The sequence below is a fragment of the Cellulomonas sp. NTE-D12 genome (assembly GCF_027923705.1).
GTDB lineage: Bacteria > Actinomycetota > Actinomycetes > Actinomycetales > Cellulomonadaceae > Cellulomonas.
Genome location: NZ_AP026442.1, coordinates 723,551 through 748,246 on the forward strand (window position 1 = coordinate 723,551; position 24,696 = coordinate 748,246).

Below are 24,696 nucleotides of genomic sequence, written 5' to 3' on the forward strand. Positions count from 1 at the left end.
TTCAGCGGTCCGTCAGACCCACCAGGTCGAGCCGGGCGAGGCGTTCCGGGTCCGCCAGGATGTCGATCTCGACGATCACGTCCCCCCGCACGGCCACGCTGAGCAGCGAGAACGGCGTGCCGTCCCGCACGCCGAGCAGTCCGGGCCTGCCGTTCACCAGCACCGGCCGGGCGTGCACGGCCAGCGAGGCGAACCGGAGCGCCTGACGCGCCACTGCGGGCGCGCCGTGCACCAGCTGCGACGGTCCCAGCGGCCCGCTGCCCGCGTCGGCACGGAGCACCACGTCGGGGTCGAGGACGGCGAGCAGCCCGTCGAGGTCACCCTCGCGGGACGCCGCGAGGAAGGCGTCGACCACCTGCCGGTGCCGTCGGAAGTCGACCCGCCCGCTCGGCTCGGCGCCCCGGACGCGTCGTCGCGCGCGGCTGGCCAGCTGCTTGGCGGCGGCGGGGGTGCGGTCGAGGATCGTCGCGACCTGGTCGAACGGCACGGCGAAGACGTCGTGCAGGACGAACGCGAGCCGCTCGGCGGGCGACAGGGTGTCGAGCACCACGAGCAGCGCGAGACCGACCGAGTCGGCCGCCACGGCCTGCTCCTCCGGACCGGTCCGCGGCGCCTGGGTGACCACCGGGTCGGGCAGGTGGACGTCGAGCGGGTCCTCGCGTCGGGTCTGCCGGGTCCGCAGCATGTCGAGGCACACGCGGCCGACCACGGTGGTGAGCCAGCCGCCGAGGTTGCGGATCTCGTCCGGGTCCGAGCGCGCCAGCCGCAGCCAGGTCTCCTGCACCGCGTCGTCGGCGTCGCTCAGCGAGCCGAGCATCCGGTACGCCACCGCGTGCAGGTGCCCGCGCTGCGCCTCGAAGGCCGCTGCCAGCCCGTCGCCGTCGTCCACCGTCACCTTCCTTCGTCACCTTCTCTCGTCACCGTCCGTCATCACGGTGACGAACCGCACGCCCTCAAGGTGACACCAAGGAGCCAGATGGACGAGAACCACACCGCCACGGACGACGCACCCGCCGCCGAGGTCCGGGCCCGGACGCTGCCGGTGCAGCGGCTGGTGAACCGCCTGGTTCGCGGGCTGCTGGCCACGCCGCTGGTGTGCCGGGTGGTGGGCCGCAGGCTGATCACGCTGTACGTGGTGGGCCGCAAGACCGGGCGCCGCTACACCGTCCCCGTCGCCTACGTCCCGCACGAGGGTGCGCTGCTGGTGGGCACGCCCTTCGGCTGGGCGCGCAACCTGCGCAGCGGCGAGACGGTCGAGGTCCGGCTGAAGGGCCGACGGCGGTCGGCGGACGTGGAGGTGGTCACCGACGAGCCCGGTGTGGTCGCCGCGTACGCGCTGATGGCCGGCCTCAACCACCAGTTCGCCTCGTTCAACCGCATCGGCCTCGACGCGGCCGGGAACCCCGACCCGGTGGACCTGCACCTGGCGTGGGCCGCAGGCGCACGGGCGATCAGGCTCACACCCACCCCGGAGCGGCGGCCCTGACGGCGGGCGCAGCCGGCGGTCGGCCGGGAGATGCCGCTCAGCGCCCGACGGGCCGGCGGCCGCGGGTGCTCTCCCGGACGACCAGGCGGTGGGGGATCACCACGTCGCGCGGCCCTTCGGCGGCGCCGTCGATCCGCTCGAGCAGCCGGTCGACCACCGTGGCGGCCAGCGCGCCCTTGTCCGGGGCCACCGTCGACAGTGACGGGATCATGTGCCGGGCCTCCGGGATGTCGTCGATGCCGATCACGGCCACGTCGCCCGGCACCGAGTAGCCGAGCTCGGCCAGCCGGCGCATCGCGCCGATCGCCAGCTCGTCGTTGAAGCACACCAGCGCGTCCGGCACCGTCTCGCGCTGCAGCAGGGCGTCCACCGCCGCCGCGCCGTCGGCCCACTCGTAGGTGTCCACCGCGACCGGCGCGGGCACCTCGAGGCCGGCGTCGGTCAACGCCGTGCAGAAGCCGCGGTAGCGCAGCTGCGACGTGCCGGCCAGCGGGTCGTCCTGGTAGCCGACGGCCGCGACGCGGCGGCGCCCCAGGCCGATGACGTGCGTCGTCGCGTCCCGCGCCACCGCCTCGTTGTCCACCGCGACGTGGTCGGCCGGCCCGTCCCCGATCCGCTCGCCGAGCAGCACGATCGGGCCGCGGGGAGCGGCGTCCCGGACGTCGTCAGCGTTGAGGGCGAGCGGGCTGATCACGGTGCCGTCCGACAGTCGCGGCGGAACGCCGTTGAGCACGTCGACCTCACGCGCGCGCAGGCCCTCCGTCTCCTCGATGAGCACGGTGTAGTCGCGGGCGGCGGCGGCCTCGATGATCAGGTGCGCCAGCTCGGCGAAGTACGGGGCGGCGATGTTGGGGATGGCCAGCGTCAGCAGGCCGGTGCGGCCCGAGCGCAGCGAGCGGGCGGTCAGGTTGGGCTGGTAGCCGAGCTCGGCCATCGCGGCCTGCACCCGCAGCCGGGTCTCGGGGGCGACCTTGGGCCGGTTGTGGACAACGTTGGAAACGGTCTTCGGAGACACGCCGGCCCGCGCGGCGACGTCCTTCACGCTGGCTGCCATCGCTGATCCGTCTCCTTCGACGCGCCCCTGGGAGCGGTCGGCGTCGTCTCTCCCCTGGTCAGGCGAGCGTAGCGCGCTCTTGGTCGTGCGGGGCCGCCGCCTCGCTGCCGGATCGTTATCTTCGGCCCGGTTGACCGATCGTCGGAGGTCAGTGCATCCTTGGTTCCAACGTTGGAACTGGTTCTCGATGAGGAGAGATCATGTTTGGACGGCACAAGGCCGTGGCCACCATGCTGGTCGGCGCGGCAGCGCTCGCACTCGCCGGCTGCAGCAGCGGCGGTAGCTCCGCCTCGTCGAGCAGCGGCAGCGCCGGTGGTGGAGGCACCACCGAGCTGACGTTCTGGACGGGCCTGACCGGCCCCGACCGCCCGGCGGTGGAGCACATCGTCGACGGGTTCAACTCGTCGCAGTCCAAGGTGCACGTCACCATGCAGATCACGCCGTGGGACGTGCTGTACCAGAAGCTGCTGCCGGCGTACGGCTCGGGCAACGGGCCCGACCTGATCGGCATCGACAGCAACCAGATCCCGGTGTACGCGAGCAAGAGCGTGATCCAGCCCCTGGACGCGCTGCTCGGCTCCGACGGAGTGGACAAGTCCACGCTGGTGGGCCCCGCGGTGGACGCCGGCAAGTACAAGGGCAAGATCTACGGCCTGCCCATCGAGAACACCCCCGTGCTCCTCTACTACAACAAGAAGGAGTTCACGGCGGCCGGCCTCGACCCGACCAAGCCGCCGACGACGTGGGACGAGTGGATCGCCGACGCGAAGAAGCTCACCACCGGCTCCGGTCCGGACGGCAAGCCGACCCAGTACGGCATGGCGCTCGGCGTGCACGACACCATCGAGGTGCTGCCCATCCTGATGTGGCAGAACGGCGGCGGCATCGCGTCGGACGACGGCAGCCAGGTGCTGCTCAACAGCGACGCCACCAAGAAGGTCGCCTTGCAGTGGGCCGGCCTGGTGGCCAACGACCACATCTCGCCCGTCGGCCTCTCGGGGGCTGACGCCGACAAGCTGATCTCCGCCGGCACGGCTGCGATGGAGGTCAACGGCCCGTGGGCCACCACCGGCTACAAGAACGCCGGCATCGACTACGGCCTGGCCATGGTGCCCACCGGCCCCAACGGCCAGCAGATCACGCTCGGCAACACGACGAGCCTCGCGCTGAGCGCCAAGGCGAACAAGGCGAAGACCGACGCGGCCACGCAGTTCTACAAGTACTGGACCACCGTGGACTCGCAGACCTACTTCGCGCTGAACACCGGATTCCCGCCGGTCACCACCAACGTGCCGGACTCGGCGCTGGCGTCGAACCCGGACGTCGCGATGTTCTCCAAGTACGCCAAGTACGCGCGCAGCCTGGCTCCCGGCCAGCCGAACTTCGCCTCGATCCAGGGCGAGGTGTTCGACCCGGCCATGGAGAAGATCGAGAACGACCCCAGCTCGGTCAACGCGACGCTCGACGCCGCAGCCGGTCAGCTGAAGTCGCTGCTGCAGAAGAACAGCTGACGCCCGAACCGTGACCCGTGGGGGCCGCCCGGCAGCGGCCCCCACGGGTACCGACCGCACGGGTCCGCAGCGGACCCGTCCTCGATCGCTGTCGCAAGGAGCACCTGCCATGACGTCGTTGCTCGGTGAGCGCCCGGCCGGGACCGGGACCGCAGCTCCGGTGCCGGTCCGCCGGCGCAACGGTCTGCGGCGACGGCAGGCGCTGCGCGCGTACGGGTTCATCGCCCCGTCCGTCGTGATCCTCGGCGCCTTCATGGCGTGGCCGTTGGTCTCGTCCCTGCGGCTGTCGTTCTTCGACAGCTCCCAGTTCGGCGCCGACACGTTCGTCGGCCTGGACAACTACCGCTCGCTGCTGGGCGACCAGGTGTTCCGCGGCGACCTGTTCCGCACGCTGCTGTACGCCGTCGTCGTCACCCCGGTGACCGTGGGGCTCGCGGTGCTGTTCGCCGTGATGCTCAACCGCAGGCTCGCAGGCCGGTCGTTCTTCCGGGCGGCGATCTTCGTGCCCGCCGTGCTGTCGCTCGGCGTGATGTCGATCGCGTGGGACTTCCTGTTCGACCCGAACATCGGCCTGCTGCCGCACTGGCTGGGGCCGCTCGGCGTCTCGTTCGGCAACGGCGCCGCCGACCCGCACCTCGCACTGATCTACGTGATGGTGGTCGGCATCTGGAAGAACGTCGGCTTCTACATGGTGATGTACCTGGCGGGCCTGGCGACCATCCCCAAGGAGCTGTACGAGGCGGCCGAGGTGGACGGTGCCCGGCCCTGGCAGAAGTTCCGGTCCATCACCTGGCCGCTGCTGGCCAACACGTCGGCCTTCGTCTTCGTCATCGCCGCGATCGCCTCGTTGCAGGCGTTCGACCAGGTGTACGTGATGACGCGCGGCGGCCCCTTCTTCCAGAGCGAGACGCTCGTCTACCTGATCTACCGCAAGGGCTTCCAGGACTTCCAGTTCGGGTACGCCTCGGCCGTGTCCTGGGTGCTGCTGGTGATCGTGCTGATCGTCAGCGTCGCGCAGAACGCCTTCTTCTCCCGCCGGCAGGTGACGTACTGATGACCGACGTGTCCGTGGACGCCCCCACGCTGTCCCTGCCCGAGCCCGGCCCCGTCGCCGAGCGCCGGCACGGCCTGTCCGGCACCGCCTTGCGCGTGCTGCTCTACGTCTCGCTCGCGGTGGTGGCCTTCGCGGTGCTGCTGCCGGTGATCTGGATGCTGCTCAGCTCCGTCAAGCCGGAGCACGACATCCTGGCGCACCCCGCGCAGCTGTGGCCGACGCACCTGACGTTCACCAACTACTCCGAGGTGTTCAAGCAGATCCCGTTCCTGCGGCAGTTCGGCAACACCGTCCTGTTCGCCGGCGCCGTGACCCTGTTCTCGCTGTTCTTCGACTCGATGACCGGCTATGCGCTGGCCCGCCTGGAGTTCCCGGGCAAGCGGCTGCTGTTCCTGGCGGTGCTGCTGTTCCTCATGCTGCCGGCTCAGGTGACGCTGGTGCCCGTCTACCAGCTGCTCAGCCACCTGCACCTGGTGAACACGTTCCCCGGGCTGATCATCCCGAGAGCCACCAATGCGTTCGGCATCTTCTTCATGCGGCAGTTCTTCCTCGGCATCCCCAACGACATGAGCGAGGCCGCGCGGATCGACGGCGCGGGGGAGTTCCGCATCTACTCGCGCATCGTGCTGCCGCTGGCCATGCCGGCGCTGCTGACGCTGGGCCTGTTCCACCTGATGTTCAACTGGAACGACCTGCTGTGGCCCCTGGTGCTCACCACCGACACCGCGATGCAGACGCTGCCCGCCGGCCTGGCGATGTTCATGGGCCAGCACGTGGTGGAGTACGGCCTGCTGATGGCCGGCGCGACCATGGCGATGGTGCCGATGCTGCTGGCCTTCGTGGTGGTGCAGCGCCGGTTCATCGAGGGCATCGCCACGACGGGGCTGAAGTGACCGGGGCTGGGGCCTCTTTCGGGGCCGGGGCCCGCGGCGCCGGGCGCGCGTTCGACGACGGCGCCCTGCACTTCGCCGTCGGCATCGAGGACACCTTCGTCCCGCAGGTGCGCCCTGGGCACCGCGCGCTCGACGAGTACGAGCTCACGGACCACTACCGGCTGTGGCGCTCCGACATCGACCTGGCCGCCGACAGCGGCGCGGACGCGATCCGGTACGGCGTGCCCTGGTACCGGGTGGAGCCCGAGCCCGGCCGGTTCGTGTGGGACTGGTTCGACCCGGTGGTGGACCACCTCCTGGAGCGCGGGCTGGTGCCGATCGTCGACCTGGTGCACTACGGCACGCCGCTGTGGCTGGACAACGCCGCGATCAACGCGTCCTACCCGGAACGCGTCGCGGCCTACGCGTACGCCGTGGCCTCCCGGTACGCCGACCGCCTGCACGTCTACACGCCCGCCAACGAGCCCGCGGTGAACGCCGAGTGGTGCGGCGAGACGGCCGCCTGGCCGCCGTACCTCACGGGTCCGGACGGCTGGACCAAGGTGGCGACGGGCGTCGCGCGGGGCATCGTGCTCACGCAGCAGGCCGTCGCCGCGGCCGTGGCGGCGCCGACGTTCGTGCACGTCGAGGCGGCGTTCCGCTACGAGCTGGCCGACGGCGCGCCGGACGAGGTGGTCGAGGCGACCCGGCTGCGCGCCCAGCGCGACCTGCTGATCGAGGACCTGGTGTGCGGCCTGGTCGACGGCGACCACCCGCTGGTGCCGTTCCTGCACCGGCACGGGGTCAGCGACGCCACCCTCGACTGGCACGGGGCCCTCCCGATGCCGCCGGACGTGATGGGCGTGAACTTCTACCCGCACCTGTCGACCGGCGTCGTCGAGGCGGACGTCAGCCGCGAGGCGCCGGCGCGCGGGCGCAGCGGCGCGGACGGGCTGGAGGAGGTGCTGCGGCGGTTCCACGACCGCTACGGCCGGCCCGTGTTCCTGACGGAGACCAGCAGCCGCGGGGACGCGGCCGCGCACCTCGCGTGGCTCGAGGAGTCGGTGACCCGCATCGTCGAGCTGCGGGCCGCCGGGCTGCCCGTCGTCGGCTACACGTGGTTCCCGCTGTTCGACCTGCTCGACTGGTCGTACCGCACCGGCACCGGACCGGCCGCCCAGTACCTGGAGCCGCTCGGCCTGTACCGGCTGTCGCCCGACCCCGCCGACGAGCTCCGCCGCGAGCACACCGCCGCCGTCGACCGCTTCCGGCAGCTCGCCACCACGTACGGCCCCGCCGGCCGACCCACCCCAGCCCACCCGACCGAGGGATCGAGAGCATGAGCAAGGCAAGGATCGTCGTCGACCCGCAGTTCACCGTCGCCCCCGTGGACCGGCGGCTGTTCGGCTCGTTCGTCGAGCACATGGGCCGCTGCGTCTACACCGGCATCTACGAGCCGGAGCACCCCTTGGCCGACCAGGACGGGTTCCGCAAGGACGTGCTCGCGCTGACCGGCGAGCTCGGCGTCTCGACCATCCGGTACCCGGGCGGCAACTTCGTCTCCAACTACCGGTGGGAGGACGGCGTCGGGCCCAAGGAGCAGCGGCCGGTGCGGCGCGACCTGGCGTGGCGGTCCATCGAGACCAACCAGTTCGGCATCGACGAGTTCGTCGACTGGTCCCGCCGGGCCGGAGTGGAGCCGATGGTGGCGGTGAACCTGGGCACGCGCGGCGTCGCCGAGGCCGTCGACCTGCTCGAGTACTGCAACAGCGAGCCGGGCACGGCGCTCGCAGACCAGCGGGTGGCCAACGGGCACGCCGAACCGCACGACGTGAGGCTGTGGTGCCTGGGCAACGAGATGGACGGTCCGTGGCAGATCGGCCACAAGACGGCCGAGGAGTACGGGCGGCTGGCGCAGGAGACCGGCAAGGCGATGAAGCGCCTGGACCCGAGCATCGAGCTGGTCGCGTGCGGGTCGAGCAACTCGCAGATGCCCACGTTCGGCAGCTGGGAGTCCACCGTCCTGGAGCACTGCTACGACGTCGTCGACTACATCTCCCTGCACGCGTACTACGAGCAGCACGGGGACGACGTCGCCAGCTACCTGGCCTCCGGCGTGGACATGGACCGGTTCATCGAGGCGGTGGCCGCCACCGCCGACGCGGTGGGCGCCCGGCTGCAGAGCCGCAAGCGGCTGCGCCTGTCCTTCGACGAGTGGAACGTGTGGTTCCAGGGCGAGTTCGGCGGCGAGGACTCCTTGGACTGGGCCGTCGCGCCGCAGATCATCGAGAACGACTTCGGCGTGGTGGACGCCGTGGTGGTCGGCGGCCTGCTCGTCTCGCTGCTCAAGCACGCCGACCGGGTGGGCGTCGCTTGCCTCGCCCAGCTGGTCAACGTGATCGCCCCCATCCGCACGGAGCCGGGCGGTCGGTCGTGGCGGCAGCCGATCTTCGCTCCGTTCGCGCTCACCGCCGAGGGCGCGCAGGGCGTGGTGCTGCGGACGGCGGCCGAGGGCCCGACGATCACGACGGCCGAGTTCGGCGAGATCCCGACGGTGGACACCGTGGCGACGTGGGACGCAGGCAGCGGCACCGTCAGCGTGTTCGCCGTCAACCGGTCGCCGGAGGAGTCGGTGCGGCTGACCGTCGCCACGCAGGGCCTGCCATCGGTGCGCACCGCGACCGCGGTGCAGATGGCGGTGGGCGGCGCCGGTGCCGCGGCAGGTTCGGACGAGTCCGCGTGGAGCCCGCGCGAGACGGCGGTCGAGCTGTCCGAGGAGGGTGCCGCGATCGAGCTGGCCCCCGGCTCGTGGACCCGGGTGACGCTGGTCGCCTGATCAGACGCGTGCCGGGCGGCGACACCTGGGCCGGCCTTCCCGCGGACGTCGTCGCCCACCTCTTGACGATCACCAGGAGGGACGGCGATCTTCAAGCACCGACCGACGTGCGAGGGGGCTCTGGTGATGGCCGACGTGCAGCTGGTGGACCGGATCAGGACGGCGCTGGCCGGGCGTGACGTCCGTGAGGTGCCGATGTTCGGCGGGGTCTCCTTCATGGTGGACGGCCGCCTGGTCGCGGCGTCGCGCCGCCAGGGGGACCTGCTGGTGCGGATCGATCCCGCCCGCCGCGACGAGCTGTGCTCGCGGCCCGGCGCCGCGCCGGCGGTGATGGGGACGGGTCGGCGCATGGGCGACGCGTGGCTGGCCGTCGCGGGTGAGCAGCTCGATGGTGACGGTCTGGACCAGTGGCTCGCCGTCGCCCTGGACGGGGGCGCCCGCTCCGCCGGGGCCTGAGGGGCGACGCGCCGCAGGTCAGCCGCGCGCGGCGACGATCCGGTCGAGCACCGCGTACGTGGCCGACGGCTGCTCGAGGTGCGGCAGGTGGCCTGCCGCGGGGACGACGACGAGCGCGGCGCCGGTGCCGAACGAGTCCGCGTACGCGCGGCCGTACGCCGGTGTGACGATCCGGTCGCTCTCGCCCCACACCACCGTGGTCGGTGTCGCGACGGAGCGGAGGCGGTCGCGCAGCGACGGGTCGTGCATGTAGGGGTCGCCGGCCAGGGCCTGCATCGTCGTCCGGTTGCCGCCCATCCGGGCGAGCTCCGCGGCCGGCAGCGTCGCCGGGTCGGTGAAGAACCGGTCGCTGTCGTGGAAGCTGTGCTCGGCCACGCCCCGGGCGTCCAGGGCGAAGAAGTCGGTGATCGGCTCGCCCGGGACGTCGATCCCCACGGCGTCGACCAGCACCAGATGGGCGATGCGCCCCTCGGCGTCGTGCGCCGCCAGCTCCGCACCGATCCACCCGCCGAGCGACGAGCCGACGACCACCACGTCGCGCAGGTCGAGTTGCCGCAGCAGGCCGCTGTACAGCAGGGCGATGTCGGCGAGCGAGGCGATGCTTTCCGGGCGCGGTGTCCCGTCCCAGCCCGGGTGCGTCGGCGCGAGCACGTGGGCGTGCTCGCCGAGGTGGGTGGCCAGGCCGAGGACCGTGGGCAGGCCGCCACCGCCGTGCAGGAGGAGCACCGGTCGCCCGCTGCCGGCCTCAGCGAGGCGGAGCGTTGCGCCGCTGGCGAGGGTGACCGTCCGCGACGGCACCAAGGTCGGCGCAGGGCTGCCCGGTGCCGCACCCAGTGCCGAGACGGAGGTGGACGGGGTGGTGGGGAAGGGCTGCGTCGTCATGCGCCGACCGTAAATCAACACATTGATATCAACAAGTTGATACTACGATCGTCCCGTGATCACGTCCCTCCAGCGGCTCGGCCAGAGCCTCAAGCGCGCGCAGTGGCGCGACCACCGGACCATGGACACCGCCCTGCGCGCGGTCGGCGTGAGCCTGGTGCAGTGGGACGTGCTGCGGGCGATCGACTCGAACCCGGATGCCTCGGGGCACGAGCTGGCCGGCATGACGTTCATGAGCGACCAGGCGTTCGCGACACTCTCGGCGCGGCTGCTGCGCGCCGGGCTGATCGAGCGCAGCTCGGGGGGAGGTCGTCGCCTGCACCACGCGCTGACGGCGGAGGGTCGCAGGCTGCTCGACGAGGGTGGCCGGGTGGTGGAGAAGGAGCTCGACGAGCTGTTCGCCCCGCTGGACGCCGCGCAGCGCAGCCAGCTCCAGGACCTGCTGGACGCGCTGACCGGCACGGGACCGGCCACCCGCTGATCTCCTACTACCTTCGAAGATAGTATCGTCAAAGGTAGTGACTCAGCGGAGGGGTGCGATGAGCGGCTTCGTCGGACGGACGCGAGAGCTTGGCCTGCTGAGCGAGCAGCTGGATGCGGTACGGAGGGGTGGCCGCGACGCACGTGGTGCCGCCGTGCTCCTCAGGGGCAGGCGGCGGGTCGGGAAGAGCAGGCTCGTCGAGGAGCTCGCCGCCCGGAGCGAGGTGCCGTACGTCGTGTTCCAGGCGGCGAAGGGTGCTGGTCCGGAACGCGAGTACGCCGAGCTGGCGACGGCCGTGGCAGCCTCGACGCTGCCCGACGCCTCACTGGCTGCCGACAACCGGCCGGCGACGCTCACCGCGGCGCTGACTCTGCTCGCCGCGGCCCTGCCGGACGATCGCCCGTCGATCGTCGTGCTGGACGAGGTGCCGTGGCTGCTGGAGGGCATCGCGGGCGGGGCCGGCGAGCTGCAGCGCGTCTGGGACCGGATGCTGTCACGCAAGCCGGTGCTCCTGATGCTGCTCGGGTCGGACCTGTCGATGATGGAGGCGCTCACCGCACCCGACGCCCCGTTCCACGGCCGCGGTACCGAGATGGTGCTGGAGCCGCTCAGCCCGGCGGACGTCGCCGGGATGACGGGGCTCGACGCGATGGCGGCGTTCGACGCGTACCTGATCACCGGTGGGCTGCCGCTGGTCGCTCAGGAGTGGCGCAAGGGCGAGTCGCCGACGCACTTCCTGCGGCGCTCGTTCGGCTCACCCCTGAGCGCCCTGGTCACCACAGGTGCACGGGTGCTCGACGGCGAGTTCCGGGAGGGTGAGCTGGCGCGCCGGGTGCTCTCCGCGATCGGCAGCGGCGAGGCGGCGTTCGGCACCATCCAGCGAGCCGCCGGCGGAGACGGACCACTGCAGCCGGGCTCGCTCGCGCGGGTTCTCGGTTCGCTGACAGCGCGGCGCGTGGTGGCGCAGGACCTGCCGCTGTCGACGGCGCGGAACAAGGATCCGCGGTACAGGATCGCGGACCCGGCGCTGCGCTTCTGGCTGCGGTTCGTCGAACCGGCGCTCGCCGAGGTGGACCGGGGCCGTCCCGACCTCGCAGCCGCTCGGGTCGGCGCCGGCTACGAGGCCTGGCGCGGCCGGGCGATCGAACCCGTCGTCCGGGAGGCGTTGCTCCGGCTGCTCGTCGGCACCCCGTGGGACGACGTGCACGAGGTCGGTGGTTGGTGGCCACGCGGCAACGTGCCCGAGGTCGACCTGGTCGGTGCAGATCGGCGGCCGGCCCGCAGCGTCCGGTTCGCCGGGACCGTCAAGTGGCGTCCAGGCCCGCTCGACCGACGAGACGTCGACGTCCTCGCTCGCGACGCGGTCGCGGTGCCAGGTGCGGATGCCGGCACGGCCCTGGTGGCCGTGTGCCCGGGCGGCGCCGTGGAGGATCGCCGACTCGCGCGGGTATGGACGGCGGAGGACCTCCTGGAGGCCTGGAGCTAGGGAGCTGCACGTGGATCGCGGCTGGCCCCGGCCGCGCCGCCCGGGCTGTTCCCGCGTGGTTCAGAAGCGGAACGGGACCGGGATGGGTCCGCAGCAGCAGACGCCCTCACCGTGCAGGCGGGCCGGCGTGATCATCAGCGCGGCGCGGTAGCAGAGCGCCAGCTGTGCCAGCGTCGGCAGGACGGCGCCGAGCGCGCCTCGGGTGCGGACGGCCTCCCGCGCCGCCGCCGAGCACGACCGGCCGCCCGTGACGACTCGGGCCGCGCACGACCAGCCCTTCCGCGGCGAGATCGAGCGCTGGTACCAGCCGATGGCGGCGTCTGCGGCTCGGGCGAGGGGACTCATCGTTCGACGGTACGGAGGTGGTGGCGACGACGCACCCGGACCGCGTCGACCGGCCGGGCCCGGCGGCTGGCCAACCACGACGCGCGACAGCGTGGGCGGGCGCCTGCAGAATCGCGACGTGATCTCCGACCCCACGTCATCCGCGTCCGAGGTCGAGGCCCTGCTGGTCGGCGGCCCGACCCTGCTCCTCCGACTGGGCGGCGTCACGCTGCTCACCGACCCGACCTTCGACGAACCGCGCACCTACGAGGCGCCGCGGCCGCTGACCAAGCTGACCGGCCCGGCGGTGGGCCCCGACGACCTCGGTCCGGTGGACGCCGTGCTGCTGTCCCACGACCAGCACTTCGACAACCTGGACGTGTCCGGCCGCGCCTTCCTCGACCGCGTCCCGCTGGTGCTGTCCACACCCGCCGCGGCAGGGAGGATCGAGCACGTCACCGGCCTGGCGCCGTGGGAACGAACGACGGTCGGTCCGCTCGCCGTGACGGCCCTCCCGGCCCGGCACGGTCCGGTTGGCGCCGAGACGCTGTCCGGCGACGTCACCGGCTTCCTGCTGCAGGGCGACGGCCTGCCCACGGTGTACGTGTCGGGCGACAACGCCGGGGTGGACGTCGTCGAGCAGATCGCCGGGCGCATCGGGCGGGTGGACGTCGCCGTGCTGTTCGTCGGCGCCGCCAACGTCGGTCGGTTCGGCGCCGAGCCGGTGACGCTGAGCGGGGAGCGGGCGGCGCGCGTCGCGGCCCTGCTGGACCCCTCCGTCGTGGTGCCGGTGCACGCCGAGGGCTGGGAGCACTTCACCGAGGGGGTAGGCGAGGTGGTGACGGCCTTCGAGGCGGCCGGCATCGGAGACCGGCTGCGGGTGCTGACCCCGGGAGCGCCCACCGCGCTGTAGCGCGGGACGTCAGACGGTGCTGGACTCCCGGACGACGATGCGGAAGTCCGGCGCCACCATGCGGCCGGGAGCGGCGTCGGTGGTGCCCATGATCCGCTCGAGCAGCATGGCGACGGCCAGCTCGGCGATCTGCCGGCGTCCGGGGTCGACGGTCGACAGGCTGGGGTAGGAGTAACGGCCCTCGTCGATGTCGTCGAACCCGATGACGGCGACGTCCGCCGGCATGCGCAGCCCCCGCTCGTGCAGGGCGCGCATCGCGCCGAGCGCCAGGTCGTCGTTCATCGCGAAGACGGCGTCGAACACCGTGCCCGAGCGCAGCAGCTCCCACATCGCCGCCGCCCCGTGGTGCCGGTCCCACACGTCGATCGGCACCACCAGCTCGTCCGGCGTCGCCAGCCCCGCCGCCTCGAGCGCCGCCCGGTACCCGTCCCGGCGCAGGGACGCCGTGGTGCCCTGCTCGGCCGGGTGGGCGCCGAGCAGCACGATCCGGGTGCGGCCGCCGTCGATGAGGTGGGTGGTGGCGGCACGCGCGGCGGCCTCGTGCTGCATGGTCAGGTGGTCCGCCTCGTCGAGCAGGGGCTGGCCGAGCACGACGACGGGGCGGCCGAGCGCGATGTCCTTCGCGTCGTCCCGGGTCAGTCCCAGGGGACTGATCAGCGTGCCGTCGGTGAGGGCCAGCCGAGGGTCGCGCAGCAGCTCGCGCTCCCGTTCCCGGCGGCCACCGGTCTGCTCGACCAGCACCACGTAGCCCTCGGCACCAGCCGCGCGGATCACGTCGTCCGCCAGCTGCGCGAAGTACGACTGGTTCAGCTCCGGCACGGCGAGGCCGATCACCCCGCTGCGTCCGGACCGGAGGTTGCGCGCGACGAGGTTCGGGCGGTAGCCCACCGCGGCGATCGCATCCATGACGCGCTTGCGGGTGGTCTCGCGCACGTGGGGGTGGTTGCGGATCACGTTGGAGACGGTGGAGAAGGAGACCCCCGCGGCGGCCGCGACGTCGTGCAGGGTCGGCGCGCCGTCTCCGGCTCGAGTGCTGTCTGTCACGCCCAGAGGTTATAACGTTGCAAGCCGTAGTGGCACCGGATCGCTGACTGAGCTCGTTGCCAGGGCGGCGGCCCTCCGTAGACCGTGGCCAGCTCTGTGGCCGAGGTGACATGCGGGAACGGCAAGCCCGCGCGACGATGAGGAGCACCTCGACCGCATAGCGTCCCGGCGCTCCGTTGACACCTCCCGAGGCGGTGGCTACAGTCCCGTTCAAACGTTGCAATTGCAACGTTGTAAACCGACGATCGACGAAGTGGTCGATCCGAGAGAGGCCTTCGATGAAGAACACCGTCGCGACACTCGCGGTCGTCACCCTCGGTGCGGCCGTCGCACTCACCGGGTGCTCGGGCCCGGCCGGCTCCTCCAGCACAGCCTCGGCGGGTCCCGTGAACCTGACGTTCTGGCACGGCTACACCGAGGCCGACGGCAAGGTCCTCGACAAGATCGTCCAGGACTTCAACGCGTCCCAGAGCGGCGTCAAGATCACGACGACCACCAAGACGTGGGCCGTCATCGGCGACACCCTGCTGCCCGCGCTCTCCGCCAAGCAGGGGCCGGACATCGTGGCCCTCCCGGCGGAGAACCTGCCCGTCTATGCCGCCAAGGGCGCCTTCGCCAAGCTCGACGACTTCTACTCCAGCGCCACCACCACGAGCGCGTCGCTCAACCCGAACGCGGTCGAGATGGAGAAGGTGAACGGCGCGTACTACGGCGTGCCCACCGGCTTCGTCCCCCTGTCGGTGATCTACAACAAGGCCCTGTTCGCCAAGGCGGGCATCAGCACCTTCCCCACCACGTGGGACGAGTGGGTGGCCGACGCCAAGAAGCTGACGGTCGACCAGAACAACGACGGCACCCCTGAGCAGTACGGGCTCGCGCTGCCGGACCACGCCACCGTCGGCAACGGCGTGTGGGCCAGCCTGTTCTACGGCAACGGCGGCGCCCTGGTGGACGGCACCAAGTCGGTGGTGGACTCCGACGCCAACGTGCAGACCCTGACCTACTGGGCCAAGGCCGTCACGCAGGACAAGATCTCGCCGACCGGTCTGGACGGCGTCGCGTCGGACAAGCTGTTCTCCTCCGGCAAGGCCGCGATGGAGATCGGGGGCCCGTGGATGGCGAGCGTCGCCACCGAGAACAAGATCGACTACGGCATCGCCGGCATCCCGGCCGGACCGAAGGGTCAGGGCGCCTCGGCCATCGGCATCTCCGCGGCGGTGACCACCCAGGCCGGTGCCGCCAAGAAGGCCGCTGCCGAGAAGTTCTTCGACTACCTGTTCTCCAAGGACGTCGCCACCCAGTGGTCGCTCGGCTCCGGCTGGCCCCCGCTGCGGACCGACATCCCGTCGAGCGCGGTCTCGTCCAACCCCGTCGTCGCCTCGCTCACCGAGATCGCCGGTACCGCCAAGCCGCTGCTGCCCGGCGTCGCCACCAGCAGCGACATCCTCAAGTCGGTGGACGAGGCCACCCAGAAGGCGTTGGCCGGAGGCGACCCCGCGGCTCTGCTGAAGACCGCCTCCACCGCTGTCCAGCAGTCGCTGGCCGGCTGAGCCGACGCACCCGCGGTGGCCGTCGTCCTGACGACGACGGGCCGGCGGCCACCGCCCCTCCCCAGGAGAACCACCATGGCCACATCCACCCGCACCCGCGGTCCACGGGTGTCCTACCGGGCACCCGCACCGCTCGGCGGTCGACCGGTCGCAGCCGGGCACCAGACCCGCGTCGCCGTGTTGTTCATGGCGCCGGCGCTGGTGATCCTGCTCGCGTTCGTCGCCTGGCCGATGATCTCCGCGCTGCGCCTGTCGTTCACCGACGCCAGCGGCTTCGGCGCCGAGAGCTGGGTGGGCCTGGCGAACTACGTCCGCATCTTCACGGACCACAAGATCCTGGCCACGCTCGGCAGCACGGCCCTCTACACGGTGCTGTTCACGCCGGTGGCCCTGGTCGGCGCCCTGGCGCTGGCCCTGCTGCTGACCAACCGCTCGCTGATCGGGCGCAACGTGTTCCGGACCGCGCTGTTCGTGCCGTTCATCGTGTCGCTGGCCGTGGCGGCGTTCGCGTGGAGCTACCTGCTCGACCCGCAGATCGGGCTGCTGACGTACTGGCTGCGCGGCCTGGGCCTGCACGTGGGCAACGTGCTGCAGGACCCGACGTGGGCGATGCCGACCGTGGTGCTGGTCGCCGTCTGGAAGAACGTCGGCTTCTACATGGTGATCTTCATCGCCGGCCTGCAGGAGATCCCGGTGGCGCTGTACGAGGCGGCCAAGCTCGACGGTGCCGGCGCCTGGCGGCGGTTCTGGAACGTGACGCTGCCGCAGCTGAGCAGCACCCTGGCCTTCGTCGTCGTCTTCGCGATGATCGCTGCCCTGCAGGCGTTCGACCAGATCTACGTGATGACCAGCGGCGGCCCCTACCGCAGCACCCAGACGGTGGTCATGGAGATCTACCAGGAGGGCTTCAAGAAGCTCGACCTCGGTATGGCGACGGCGCTGTCCTACGTGCTGCTGCTGGCGACGCTGGTGCTCTCCCTGGTCCAGCTCCGGTTCTTCGGCAGGCGCGAGAAGGACGTGGCCTGATGAGCGCCGTCACGTCCTCCCAGCGCCGGTTCAGCCGGCTCCAGTCGAGCCGCGCCGGCTCGCGCTGGCTGGTCCTCGCCGCGGTCAGCGTGCTGACCCTCCTGGTGCTGCTGCCCGTCCTGGTCATCGTCTTCACGGCGTTCAAGCCGACCGCGGAGATCAACGCGTTCCCGCCCACCCTGCTGCCGGGCTCGTGGACGCTGGCCAACTTCGGCCGCATCTTCACCGACCTGCCGTTCGCCCGGCTGTGCCTGAACAGCTTCGTGTTCGCCGGCGGGGTCACCGTGTTCGCCCTGGTGTTCGACTCGCTGGCGGCGTACGCGCTGGCGCGGCTCGACTTCCGCGGCAACCGGGTGCTGCTGGTGGCGATCGTCGCGAGCCTGATGATCCCGTTCCAGGCGACGCTGATCCCCGTCTACCAGCTGGTCGCCCAGCTCGGCTGGGTGAACACCTTCGCGGGGATGATCGTGCCGCGGGCGGCCGACGCGTTCGGCATCTTCTTCCTGCGGCAGTTCTTCGTCTCGCTGCCGCGGGACCTGGACAGCGCCGCGCGGATCGACGGCGCGAGCGAGCTGCGGATCTTCCGCTCGATCGTGCTGCCCAACGCCGTCCCGGCGCTGATGACGCTGGCCATCTTCACGTTCGTGAACAACTGGAACGACCTGCTGTGGCCGCTCGTGTTCACCACCACGCCGGAGATGGGCACCATCACCTCGGGGCTGACGCTGCTCACGGGACCGAGCGGGATCGTGCCCTACGGCACGATGATGGCCGGCTCGCTGATCGCCGTGCTGCCGCTCGCCGTGCTGTTCCTCGTCATGCAGCGCCGCTTCATCGAGTCCGTCGCCACCACGGGGCTCAAGTGAGCGCCCGCTGGTTCGCCGACGGACGGCTGCACTTCGCACTCGGGATCGAGGACACCTTCGTGCCGCAGAGCCGGCCGGGGGAGCGGGCGGTCGACGAGTACGTGCTCACCGAGCACGACAGGCGGTACGCCGCCGACTTCGCGCTCGCGGCCGGCGCGGGTGCGGACCTGCTGCGCTGGGGTGTGCCGTGGTACCGGGTGAACCCCGAGCGCGGCAGCTGGGACTGGTCGTGGACCGACCGGGCGGTGGACGCCCTGCTCGGCGCCGGGCTACGGCCGATCGTCGACCTGCTGCACTACGGCACGCCGCTGTGGCTGGAGGACCAGTTCGCCAACCCGGACTACCCCAAGCACGTCGCGGAGTACGCGCAGCGGATCGCCGAGCGGTTCGGCGACAGGGTCAGCGACTGGACGCCCGTGAACGAGCCCACGGTGCACGCCCTGTTCTGCGGGGAGTACGGCTACTGGCCGCCCTACCTGACCGGTGCCGACGGGTTCGCCACCGTGGCGCTGAACATCGCCCGCGGGTTCGTCGCAACGCAGCAGGCGATCCGGGAGGTCGCCGGGCCCGGGGCCACGTTCGTGCACGTCGACGCGGCGATGAGCTTCGTCGGCGATGACCATGCGCCCGAGCACCGCGAGGAGGCGACGCGGCTGCGGCACCAGGTGCACCTGGTCGAGGACCTGGTCACCGGCCGGGTGGACGACGCGCACCCGCTGCGTGGGCTGCTGGCGGCGGCGAGCGACGAGGAGCTGGCGTGGTTCACCGCCAACGCCGTCCAGCCCGACGTGATGGGCGTCAACTACTACCCCCGGCACTCCACCGAGCTGTTCGAGGCGGGGGTGCGGCACGTCGGCGGCTTCTCCGACCCGCGGCCGAGCGTGGACCGGGGGACCGACGGGCTGCGCGAGGCGGTGCTGGCGTACGCCGAGCGGTACGGCGCCCCGGTGATGATCACCGAGACGTGCGTGACCGCGACGGTGGCCGAGCGGCTGCGGTGGCTGGACGAGTCCGTCGCACTGGCCGACACGCTGCGCGACGAGGGCGTCGACCTCGTCGGCTACACGTGGTGGCCGCTGTTCGACATGTACGAGTGGACGTGGCGGCACACCGACCGGCCGCGCGCCGACCACCTGCTGACCATGGGGCTGTACGACCTCGTCGAGAGCGCCGACGGCCTGCTGCGGGTGCAGAACCCGGTGGCCGACCGCTACCGCGAGCACGCCCTGCGGCACTGAGTCGCGCTGCCGGTCAGAGGCCCTGCCAGTCCGGCTTCGCGGCGTACGTGCTGCGGAAGTAGTCGGCCAGCTGCAGCCGCCCGGCGGCCGCCGGGTCCACCAGCACGCTCACGTGGGGGTGGTGCTGCAGCACGGTGCCCGGCCACATGGCGCTGACGGGACCCTCGACCAGGTGGTGCACCGCCTCCGCCTTGGCGTACCCGGTGGCGATCAGCACGACGTGCCGGGCGGACATGATCGTGGCCAGCCCCTGGGTCAGGCAGTGCCGCGGCACCTGGTCGATGTCCCCGCCGAAGAACCGGGCGTTGTCGCCGCGGGTCTGCTCGGTCAGGGTCTTGATGCGCGTCCGCGAGGCCAGCGACGACCCCGGCTCGTTGAACCCGATGTGCCCGTCGGAGCCGATACCGAGGATCTGCAGGTCGACACCGCCCGCCGCGACGATCGCCGCCTCGTACTCGGCGCAGGAGGTCACGACGTCGGCCGCGAGCCCGTCCGGACCCCGCACCGCTCCGGGCGCGAAGTCGACGCGGGACACGATCTCCCGGTCGATCACGTTGCGATAGCTCTCCGGGTGGTCGGCCGGCAGGCCCACGTACTCGTCGAGAGTAAAGCCCCGCGCCTGCGCGAACGACAGGCGGCCGGCCTGGTACCGCCGCACCAGCTCGTCGTAGATGCCCAGCGGGCTCGACCCGGTGGCCAGGCCCAGCACGGCGGTCGGTTTGGCGGCCAGCAGCTGCTCGATCGCGTCGGCGGCCAGGCCGGCCAGCTCGTCGGGAGCGGCGATGACGACTTCCATGGCAGGTCTCTCTCTCGGCTCTAGGGGAGGGGTGGGCCCGGTCAGGGGGTGACGACGACGCCGGCGCGCCAGACGGTGATCGGCCGGAGCTGGTCGTCGACCACCACGACGTCCGCCCGCCGGCCCGCCTCGAGCGCGCCGATCGACGGGTCGCCGAGCACGGTCGCCGGCGTGGTGGACGCGGCGCGCACCGCGTCGACCAGCGGCACGCCGCCCGCCACGGTGGTGCGCACCACGTCGAGCAGGTGCGCCGTGCCCCCCGCGATCGACCCGCCGTGGGCCAGCCGTGCGACGCCGTGCTCCACCGAGACGTCCAGCGAGCCGAGGCGGTAGGCGCCGTCCGGCATGCCGGCGGCGGCCATCGCATCGGTCACCAGCGCGACGTTGTCGGCACCGACCAGGCCGATGATGCTGGTCACCAGCTCGGGCGCGACGTGCGTGCCGTCACCGATCAGCTCGAGCACCGCCTCGCCGCGCGCAGCCGCGAGCAGGTAGGCCGGGATCGGCCCGGGGTTGCGGTGGTCGAGCGGCCGCATGCCGTTGAACAGGTGCGTCACCGTCGGACGCCCGGACCGTGCCGGCCCGGCTCCCAGCCGCCGCCGCGCATCGTCGAGCGCGGCCGTCGTCTGCGCCCAGCTGGCGTCGGAGTGCCCGAAGCTCGGCAGCGCACCGTTGCTGACCAGCGCGTCGACCACGCCACCGTCGCCCGGGACGCCGGCCAGCTCCGGTGCGACCGTCATGGTGACCAGGTGCCCGCCGGCGAGCTTGGCCAGCTCGGTGGTCAGGTCGGCGTCCGGCGCCTGGATCAGCTCCGGGTCCTGCGCGCCGCAGCGCACGGTGGAGACGAACGGCCCCTCGAGGTGGATGCCGGCGATCTCCCCGGCGTCGGCCAGCCCCGCCAGCACCTCGACCCGCTGCCGCAACGTCTCCGGCGCAGCCGTGACCAGGGACGCGACCAGCGTCGTCGTCCCGTGGGCGCGGTGCTCGCGGACCGCCACCATCGCCTCCTCGGCCGTCGCCGAGTCCGGGAAGCTCGCGCCTCCGCCGCCGTGGTCGTGCACGTCGACCAGCCCGGGCAGCAGCGTGGCCGGGTTCGCGTCCGCCTCCGGGACGTCGGACCAGCCGGCCGCGGCGGCCGCCTCGGCCTCCCCGACCCAGGCGATCAGGCCGTCGCGCAGCACGACGAGCCCGTCGGCGATCACCTCCGCCGGGGTGACGACGCGGCCGCGAAGGAACGTCGGTGCGCTGGGCTCGGACCGGTTCTCGGACCTGTGCTCGGACATGGCGGGTGTCAGACCTCCGTGGTGACCGTCGGGACGACGCTCGTCTCGATCGTGGTGCTGAGGGTGTGGCGCTCGCCGGGGGCGAGCTCGATGGCTGCGGGGCCGACGTTGGCCGCCTCGACGCAGAGCATGCTCGTCCAGCCGTCGTCGTCGATGTCGGCCGTGGCTCGGGCGCCGTCCTGCCAGGGGTTCCACACGACGGTGCTCGCCGAGCCGCGCTTGGTCACCTGGGTCCACCGGCCGCCGGCATCGACGACCATCACCGGCTTCAGCGCGCCGGGGTAGATCCGGTCGGTCTCACCCGTCAGGCGCAGCGCGTCGGGGTCGCCGGGGCGCTCGGCGCCGTCGGCCGTCTTGTCGACGTACGGGACGTCCTCGAGGCCGGTGACCTCGGTCGTGGTGACGTCGGTGACGGCGAGGTAGGTGTGCAGCGCCTCCTCGTAGCGGAACGGCTGGTCGCCGGTGTTGGTCACCTCGAGCGCGACCGTCAGCCGCGCGCCGACCACCACCGTGCACACCGCCTCGAAGGGGTGCGGCCAGGCGGAGGACCGCGTCTGGTCCGAGTCGCGCAGCGACAGGCGGACCGTGACGTCGGCGCCGTCGCCCTCCGCACCGTCCAGCGTCCACAGGGCGGTGCGGGCGAACCCGTGCCGCGGCGCGTCCGGATGGTCGGCCAGCGGGCCGAACCACGGGAAGCAGACGGGGATGCCACCGCGGATCGCCGAGTCGGGGGTGAATCGGCTCAGCGAGCTCATCCAGAGGGCGGGCGGCTGACCGTGCCGTCCCCAGGCCGTGACGTGGGCGCCGTGCAACGAGATCACGGCCCAGCCGTCGGGTCCGTCGACGTGCAGCATCGGCAGCGGGCCGCTGGCGTCGAGCCGGACGGATGCAGGGAGGGTGGTCATGCGCTGGGCTCCTCGGTCGGGATGCGGGCGACGGCGTCGGCCAGCCCCGTGAGGTCGGGGACGGTCTGGTCGGCGCCGGCGGCCCGCAGGTGCTCGGACGGATGGCCCGTGGTCACCCCGATCACCAGGCCGACTCCAGCCTGCCGCGCCGAGGCGATGCCCGCAGGGGTGTCCTCGACCGCCACCAGCCCGGCCGGGTCGAGGCCCAGCAGCTGCGCGCCGCGGCGGAACGGTTCCGGGTCCGGCTTGCCGCTGGCGCAGTCCTCGGCCGTGACCAGACCGATGCCGGTCGGGTCGACCTCCAGCCACTCCAGCGCCGCGAGCGTCCAGTCGCGCCCGGCGGACGTGACGACGGCGACGGGGACACCACGGGACACGCAGGCCGTGAGCAGCCGGGCGGCGCCGGGGACCGCCTGGGGCTGGACGTCGAGCGTCGCGAGCACGTCGAGCACGTCCTGCCGCAGCCGCTCCGGGTCCTCGTCGCCCCACGGCCCGGCCAGGCTGGCGAACACCTCGTGCGCGCGGCGGCCGGCGAAGGCGCGAACGACGACGTCGTCGACCTGCCAGCCGCGGCTCGCGAAGTACAACCGGTACGCCTGCTGGTTGGCCGCCTCGGTCAGCACCAGCGTGCCGTCGAGGTCGACCAGCAGACCCGCCTGCGGTCCCGCCAGCCAGGCTGCGAGCCCGGCTGCGAGCCCCGAGGTGGCCGGCTCTCGGCTCAGCTCCACTCGAACAGCGCCGCCCCGGAGCGGATGTCGGCCCCCGCGGTAACCAGCTCGGTCAGCTGCTCACGCTTCGCGTCGAGCGCCACCACCGGGCACATCGGCGACCGCCCGCCGGCCTCCACCTCGGCCGGGTTCCAGCTGACCACCACGTCACCGGCCTTCACCACGTCGCCCTCCTTGGCGTGCAGCGTGAAGCCGGCGCCGCCCAGCTGGACGGTGTCCAGCCCGAGGTGCACCAGCGCCGAGTGCTGCGCGTCCGCGGTGACGACGAAGGCGTGGGCGTGCAGCTTGACGATCGTGCCGTCGATCGGCGCGATCGCGTCGACCACCCCGTCCCGCACCGGGTCGATCGCCAGGCCGGGCCCGACGAGCTCGCCGCCGAACACCGGGTCCGGCACGTCCGCCATCGCCCGCACCACGCCGCTGACCGGTGCGAGCACCGTCAGGGGCTCCGACATCAGCGCAGGTCCCCGATCTCGGAGGCGAGCGTGTCCGCCTCGGGGCCGACGACCACCTGCACCGCGTTGCCGGACCGCACCACGCCGTAGCTGCCGTTGGCCTTCAGCGCCGCCTCGTCGACCAGGGACGGGTCGACCACCTCGACGCGCAGCCGGGTGATGCACGGCTCCAGCTCGACGAGGTTGTCCGCCCCGCCGAGCGCCGCGAGGATGTTCTCCGCCTTGCTCATCTCGATCTCCTTGCTGACCGACTTGCTGGTGACCACGGCCGTGGGCCGCCTGTCCGGACTGTTCAGAGCAGCTCTTCGAGGTCCGACGCGATGATGTCGACGTTGGGCCCCATCACCACCTGCACCACGTGGCCGGAGATCATCACGCCGTGCGCGCCGGCCGCGCGCAGCGCCTTGACGTCCACGGCCGCGGTCTCGTGCACCTCCGACCGCAGGCGGGTGGTGCAGGGCTCGATCTCGATGATGTTGCCCACCCCGCCGAGCGCCGCGAGGATCTCCGCCGCCTGCGCCCGTTCGCCGTACCGCTGGTCGTCCGTGCCCACACTGCCCTCGCTCATGACAGGACCTCCGCCGTCGCAGGTTGTGCCGCTCGCTCCGCCGCGCCGCGCTTGGGGGTGAGCGCGGGCTTCGGTGCACGCAGCGGCACCCAGAGCACGTAGCGGTCGGCCCGGTAGGTCGACCGTGAGTACACGCAGGCCGTCTCGCCCGCGAAGGTCCGTCGGGTCACCCGCAGCACCGCGCGGCCGGTCGGCACGCCGAGCAGCTCGGCGTCGCCCGTGTCGACCTCCGCCGCCGAGACGACGTCCTCGCCCCAGTCCGGCTCGAGGCCGCGGCGGCGCAGCTCGCCGTAGATGCTCTCCGGCAGGGGGCCGTCGAAGAAGCCGGGCACCAGCTGGCACGGCAGCCACGACTGCTCGATCGCCATCGGCTCGCCGTCGGCCAGGCGCACCCGGTGCAGGGAGAACACGCGCTCACCCGGCAGGATGTCGAGGGCGTCGGCGATGTCCGGCGTGGCGGCGACCACCTCGGCGGACAGCACCTTCGACGCCGGCTCCATGCCGCGTCGCTGCATCTCCTCGCCGAAGGACGCCAGCCGCACCTCGAGGTCGACCTTGGTGGGGGCGACGAACGTGCCACGACCCTGCTCCCGGGCCAGCAGACCCTCGACGACGAGCGCGTCGACGGCCTGCCGCACGGTCATGCGCGAGACGCCGAACTGGTCGCACAGGATGCGCTCGGACGGGATGGCGTCACCCGGTGCGAGCTCGTGGGTGACCAGGGAGCGCAGGTAGTCGCGCACCCGCACGTACTTCAGAACGGAGCGACCCACCCTCGTCCCCTCGTCGCGACTGGTCTGGACGGTGCGAAGCCTGCCGCTCTTGACACCGTGCGCGCCATTCCATCATGGTTGCGGGCAACTGGTCCAGACATCTAGCGCA

General features: G+C 72.2%; 27 protein-coding genes. 14 read left to right on the forward strand and 13 right to left on the reverse strand.

Annotated elements, in window-relative coordinates; genetic code table 11:
• Position 1: 1 nt before the first annotated feature.
• Complete coding sequence (gene sigJ, locus QMF98_RS03330; protein WP_348773394.1) at positions 2-895, reverse strand: RNA polymerase sigma factor SigJ; 894 nt, start codon at positions 893-895, stop codon at positions 2-4.
• Between the two features lie 81 nt (positions 896-976).
• On the opposite strand from sigJ, the gene QMF98_RS03335 reads away from it, so the two are divergent.
• A complete protein-coding gene (locus QMF98_RS03335) occupies positions 977-1,486 on the forward strand; it encodes a nitroreductase family deazaflavin-dependent oxidoreductase (RefSeq protein ID WP_337974655.1) in 510 nt (169 codons plus the stop codon).
• A gap of 37 nt (positions 1,487-1,523) precedes the next feature.
• Here the strand turns inward: QMF98_RS03335 and QMF98_RS03340 are convergent, their stop codons facing one another.
• Entirely contained in the window at positions 1,524-2,540 is a 1,017-nt protein-coding gene (locus QMF98_RS03340; protein ID WP_337974656.1) for a LacI family DNA-binding transcriptional regulator, read from the reverse strand.
• A 200-nt stretch (positions 2,541-2,740) separates the two neighbouring features.
• On the opposite strand from QMF98_RS03340, the gene QMF98_RS03345 reads away from it, so the two are divergent.
• The 6 genes from QMF98_RS03345 (at position 2,741) to QMF98_RS03370 (ending at position 9,269) form a co-directional block, all read left to right on the forward strand.
• The gene (locus QMF98_RS03345; protein ID WP_337974657.1) at positions 2,741-4,051 is read left to right on the forward strand and encodes an ABC transporter substrate-binding protein; all 1,311 of its coding nucleotides are present in this window, start codon (positions 2,741-2,743) and stop codon (positions 4,049-4,051) included.
• A gap of 109 nt (positions 4,052-4,160) precedes the next feature.
• Complete coding sequence (locus QMF98_RS03350) at positions 4,161-5,105, forward strand: carbohydrate ABC transporter permease (protein WP_337974658.1); 945 nt, start codon at positions 4,161-4,163, stop codon at positions 5,103-5,105.
• Entirely contained in the window at positions 5,105-5,998 is an 894-nt protein-coding gene (locus QMF98_RS03355; protein WP_337974659.1) for a carbohydrate ABC transporter permease, read from the forward strand. Before QMF98_RS03350 ends, QMF98_RS03355 begins: the two co-directional genes overlap by 1 nt.
• A complete protein-coding gene (locus QMF98_RS03360) occupies positions 5,995-7,320 on the forward strand; it encodes a family 1 glycosylhydrolase (protein WP_337974660.1) in 1,326 nt (441 codons plus the stop codon). The genes QMF98_RS03355 and QMF98_RS03360 overlap by 4 nt, the downstream gene beginning before the upstream one ends.
• The gene (gene arfA, locus QMF98_RS03365; RefSeq protein WP_337974661.1) at positions 7,317-8,813 is read left to right on the forward strand and encodes an arabinosylfuranosidase ArfA; all 1,497 of its coding nucleotides are present in this window, start codon (positions 7,317-7,319) and stop codon (positions 8,811-8,813) included. The genes QMF98_RS03360 and arfA overlap by 4 nt, the downstream gene beginning before the upstream one ends.
• A 126-nt stretch (positions 8,814-8,939) precedes the next feature.
• Positions 8,940-9,269, forward strand: coding sequence for a TfoX/Sxy family protein (locus QMF98_RS03370; RefSeq protein ID WP_337974662.1), 330 nt, complete (start codon positions 8,940-8,942; stop codon positions 9,267-9,269).
• An 18-nt stretch (positions 9,270-9,287) separates the two neighbouring features.
• On the opposite strand, the gene QMF98_RS03375 is transcribed toward QMF98_RS03370, so the two are convergent.
• Positions 9,288-10,151: an alpha/beta fold hydrolase gene (locus QMF98_RS03375; protein ID WP_337974663.1), complete on the reverse strand. Its 864-nt coding sequence runs from the start codon at positions 10,149-10,151 to the stop codon at positions 9,288-9,290.
• Between the two features lie 55 nt (positions 10,152-10,206).
• Between QMF98_RS03375 and QMF98_RS03380 the strand changes: the two genes are divergently transcribed.
• Positions 10,207-10,632 carry a MarR family winged helix-turn-helix transcriptional regulator gene (locus tag QMF98_RS03380; RefSeq protein ID WP_337974664.1) on the forward strand — a complete coding sequence of 142 codons (426 nt, stop codon included), beginning with the start codon at positions 10,207-10,209 and terminating at the stop codon, positions 10,630-10,632.
• A gap of 58 nt (positions 10,633-10,690) precedes the next feature.
• On the forward strand, positions 10,691-12,118 hold the full coding sequence (locus QMF98_RS03385) for an ATP-binding protein (protein WP_337974665.1): 1,428 nt from the start codon (positions 10,691-10,693) through the stop codon (positions 12,116-12,118).
• Between the two features lie 60 nt (positions 12,119-12,178).
• On the opposite strand, the gene yidD is transcribed toward QMF98_RS03385, so the two are convergent.
• Positions 12,179-12,463 carry a membrane protein insertion efficiency factor YidD gene (yidD, locus tag QMF98_RS03390; protein ID WP_337974666.1) on the reverse strand — a complete coding sequence of 95 codons (285 nt, stop codon included), beginning with the start codon at positions 12,461-12,463 and terminating at the stop codon, positions 12,179-12,181.
• 118 nt (positions 12,464-12,581) lie between these two features.
• On the opposite strand from yidD, the gene QMF98_RS03395 reads away from it, so the two are divergent.
• Positions 12,582-13,355, forward strand: a complete 774-nt coding sequence (locus QMF98_RS03395; protein WP_337974667.1) for an MBL fold metallo-hydrolase — start codon at positions 12,582-12,584, stop codon at positions 13,353-13,355.
• A 9-nt stretch (positions 13,356-13,364) separates the two neighbouring features.
• Here QMF98_RS03395 and QMF98_RS03400 read toward each other — a convergent pair whose 3' ends face one another.
• Positions 13,365-14,399: a LacI family DNA-binding transcriptional regulator gene (locus tag QMF98_RS03400; RefSeq protein ID WP_337974668.1), complete on the reverse strand. Its 1,035-nt coding sequence runs from the start codon at positions 14,397-14,399 to the stop codon at positions 13,365-13,367.
• 278 nt (positions 14,400-14,677) lie between these two features.
• Here QMF98_RS03400 and QMF98_RS03405 point away from each other — a divergent pair, with 278 nt between their 5' ends.
• The 4 genes from QMF98_RS03405 to QMF98_RS03420 all read left to right on the forward strand — a co-directional run bounded on the left by QMF98_RS03405 (position 14,678) and on the right by QMF98_RS03420 (position 19,079).
• On the forward strand, positions 14,678-15,949 hold the full coding sequence (locus QMF98_RS03405) for an ABC transporter substrate-binding protein (protein ID WP_337974669.1): 1,272 nt from the start codon (positions 14,678-14,680) through the stop codon (positions 15,947-15,949).
• A 75-nt stretch (positions 15,950-16,024) separates the two neighbouring features.
• Complete coding sequence (locus QMF98_RS03410; protein ID WP_337974670.1) at positions 16,025-16,975, forward strand: carbohydrate ABC transporter permease; 951 nt, start codon at positions 16,025-16,027, stop codon at positions 16,973-16,975.
• Entirely contained in the window at positions 16,975-17,841 is an 867-nt protein-coding gene (locus tag QMF98_RS03415; protein WP_337974671.1) for a carbohydrate ABC transporter permease, read from the forward strand. The genes QMF98_RS03410 and QMF98_RS03415 overlap by 1 nt, the downstream gene beginning before the upstream one ends.
• A complete protein-coding gene (locus QMF98_RS03420) occupies positions 17,838-19,079 on the forward strand; it encodes a family 1 glycosylhydrolase (protein ID WP_337974672.1) in 1,242 nt (413 codons plus the stop codon). Before QMF98_RS03415 ends, QMF98_RS03420 begins: the two co-directional genes overlap by 4 nt.
• A 13-nt stretch (positions 19,080-19,092) precedes the next feature.
• On the opposite strand, the gene nagB is transcribed toward QMF98_RS03420, so the two are convergent.
• The 8 genes from nagB to QMF98_RS03460 are packed head-to-tail and all read right to left on the reverse strand — an operon-like array spanning position 19,093 to position 24,587.
• Positions 19,093-19,875 carry a glucosamine-6-phosphate deaminase gene (nagB, locus tag QMF98_RS03425; RefSeq protein WP_337974673.1) on the reverse strand — a complete coding sequence of 261 codons (783 nt, stop codon included), beginning with the start codon at positions 19,873-19,875 and terminating at the stop codon, positions 19,093-19,095.
• Between the two features lie 41 nt (positions 19,876-19,916).
• Entirely contained in the window at positions 19,917-21,158 is a 1,242-nt protein-coding gene (locus tag QMF98_RS03430; RefSeq protein ID WP_337974674.1) for an N-acetylglucosamine-6-phosphate deacetylase, read from the reverse strand.
• Positions 21,159-21,166: 8 nt separating this feature from the next.
• Positions 21,167-22,063 carry a D-hexose-6-phosphate mutarotase gene (locus QMF98_RS03435; protein ID WP_337974675.1) on the reverse strand — a complete coding sequence of 299 codons (897 nt, stop codon included), beginning with the start codon at positions 22,061-22,063 and terminating at the stop codon, positions 21,167-21,169.
• Entirely contained in the window at positions 22,060-22,791 is a 732-nt protein-coding gene (locus QMF98_RS03440) for an HAD family hydrolase (protein WP_337974676.1), read from the reverse strand. Before QMF98_RS03440 ends, QMF98_RS03435 begins: the two co-directional genes overlap by 4 nt.
• Complete coding sequence (locus QMF98_RS03445) at positions 22,782-23,246, reverse strand: PTS sugar transporter subunit IIA (RefSeq protein ID WP_337974677.1); 465 nt, start codon at positions 23,244-23,246, stop codon at positions 22,782-22,784. The genes QMF98_RS03440 and QMF98_RS03445 overlap by 10 nt, the downstream gene beginning before the upstream one ends.
• Positions 23,246-23,512: a PTS sugar transporter subunit IIB gene (locus QMF98_RS03450; protein ID WP_263732152.1), complete on the reverse strand. Its 267-nt coding sequence runs from the start codon at positions 23,510-23,512 to the stop codon at positions 23,246-23,248. Before QMF98_RS03450 ends, QMF98_RS03445 begins: the two co-directional genes overlap by 1 nt.
• A gap of 26 nt (positions 23,513-23,538) precedes the next feature.
• Complete coding sequence (locus tag QMF98_RS03455) at positions 23,539-23,814, reverse strand: PTS sugar transporter subunit IIB (RefSeq protein WP_337974678.1); 276 nt, start codon at positions 23,812-23,814, stop codon at positions 23,539-23,541.
• Positions 23,811-24,587: a GntR family transcriptional regulator gene (locus tag QMF98_RS03460; RefSeq protein ID WP_337974679.1), complete on the reverse strand. Its 777-nt coding sequence runs from the start codon at positions 24,585-24,587 to the stop codon at positions 23,811-23,813. The genes QMF98_RS03455 and QMF98_RS03460 overlap by 4 nt, the downstream gene beginning before the upstream one ends.
• Positions 24,588-24,696: the final 109 nt, after the last annotated feature.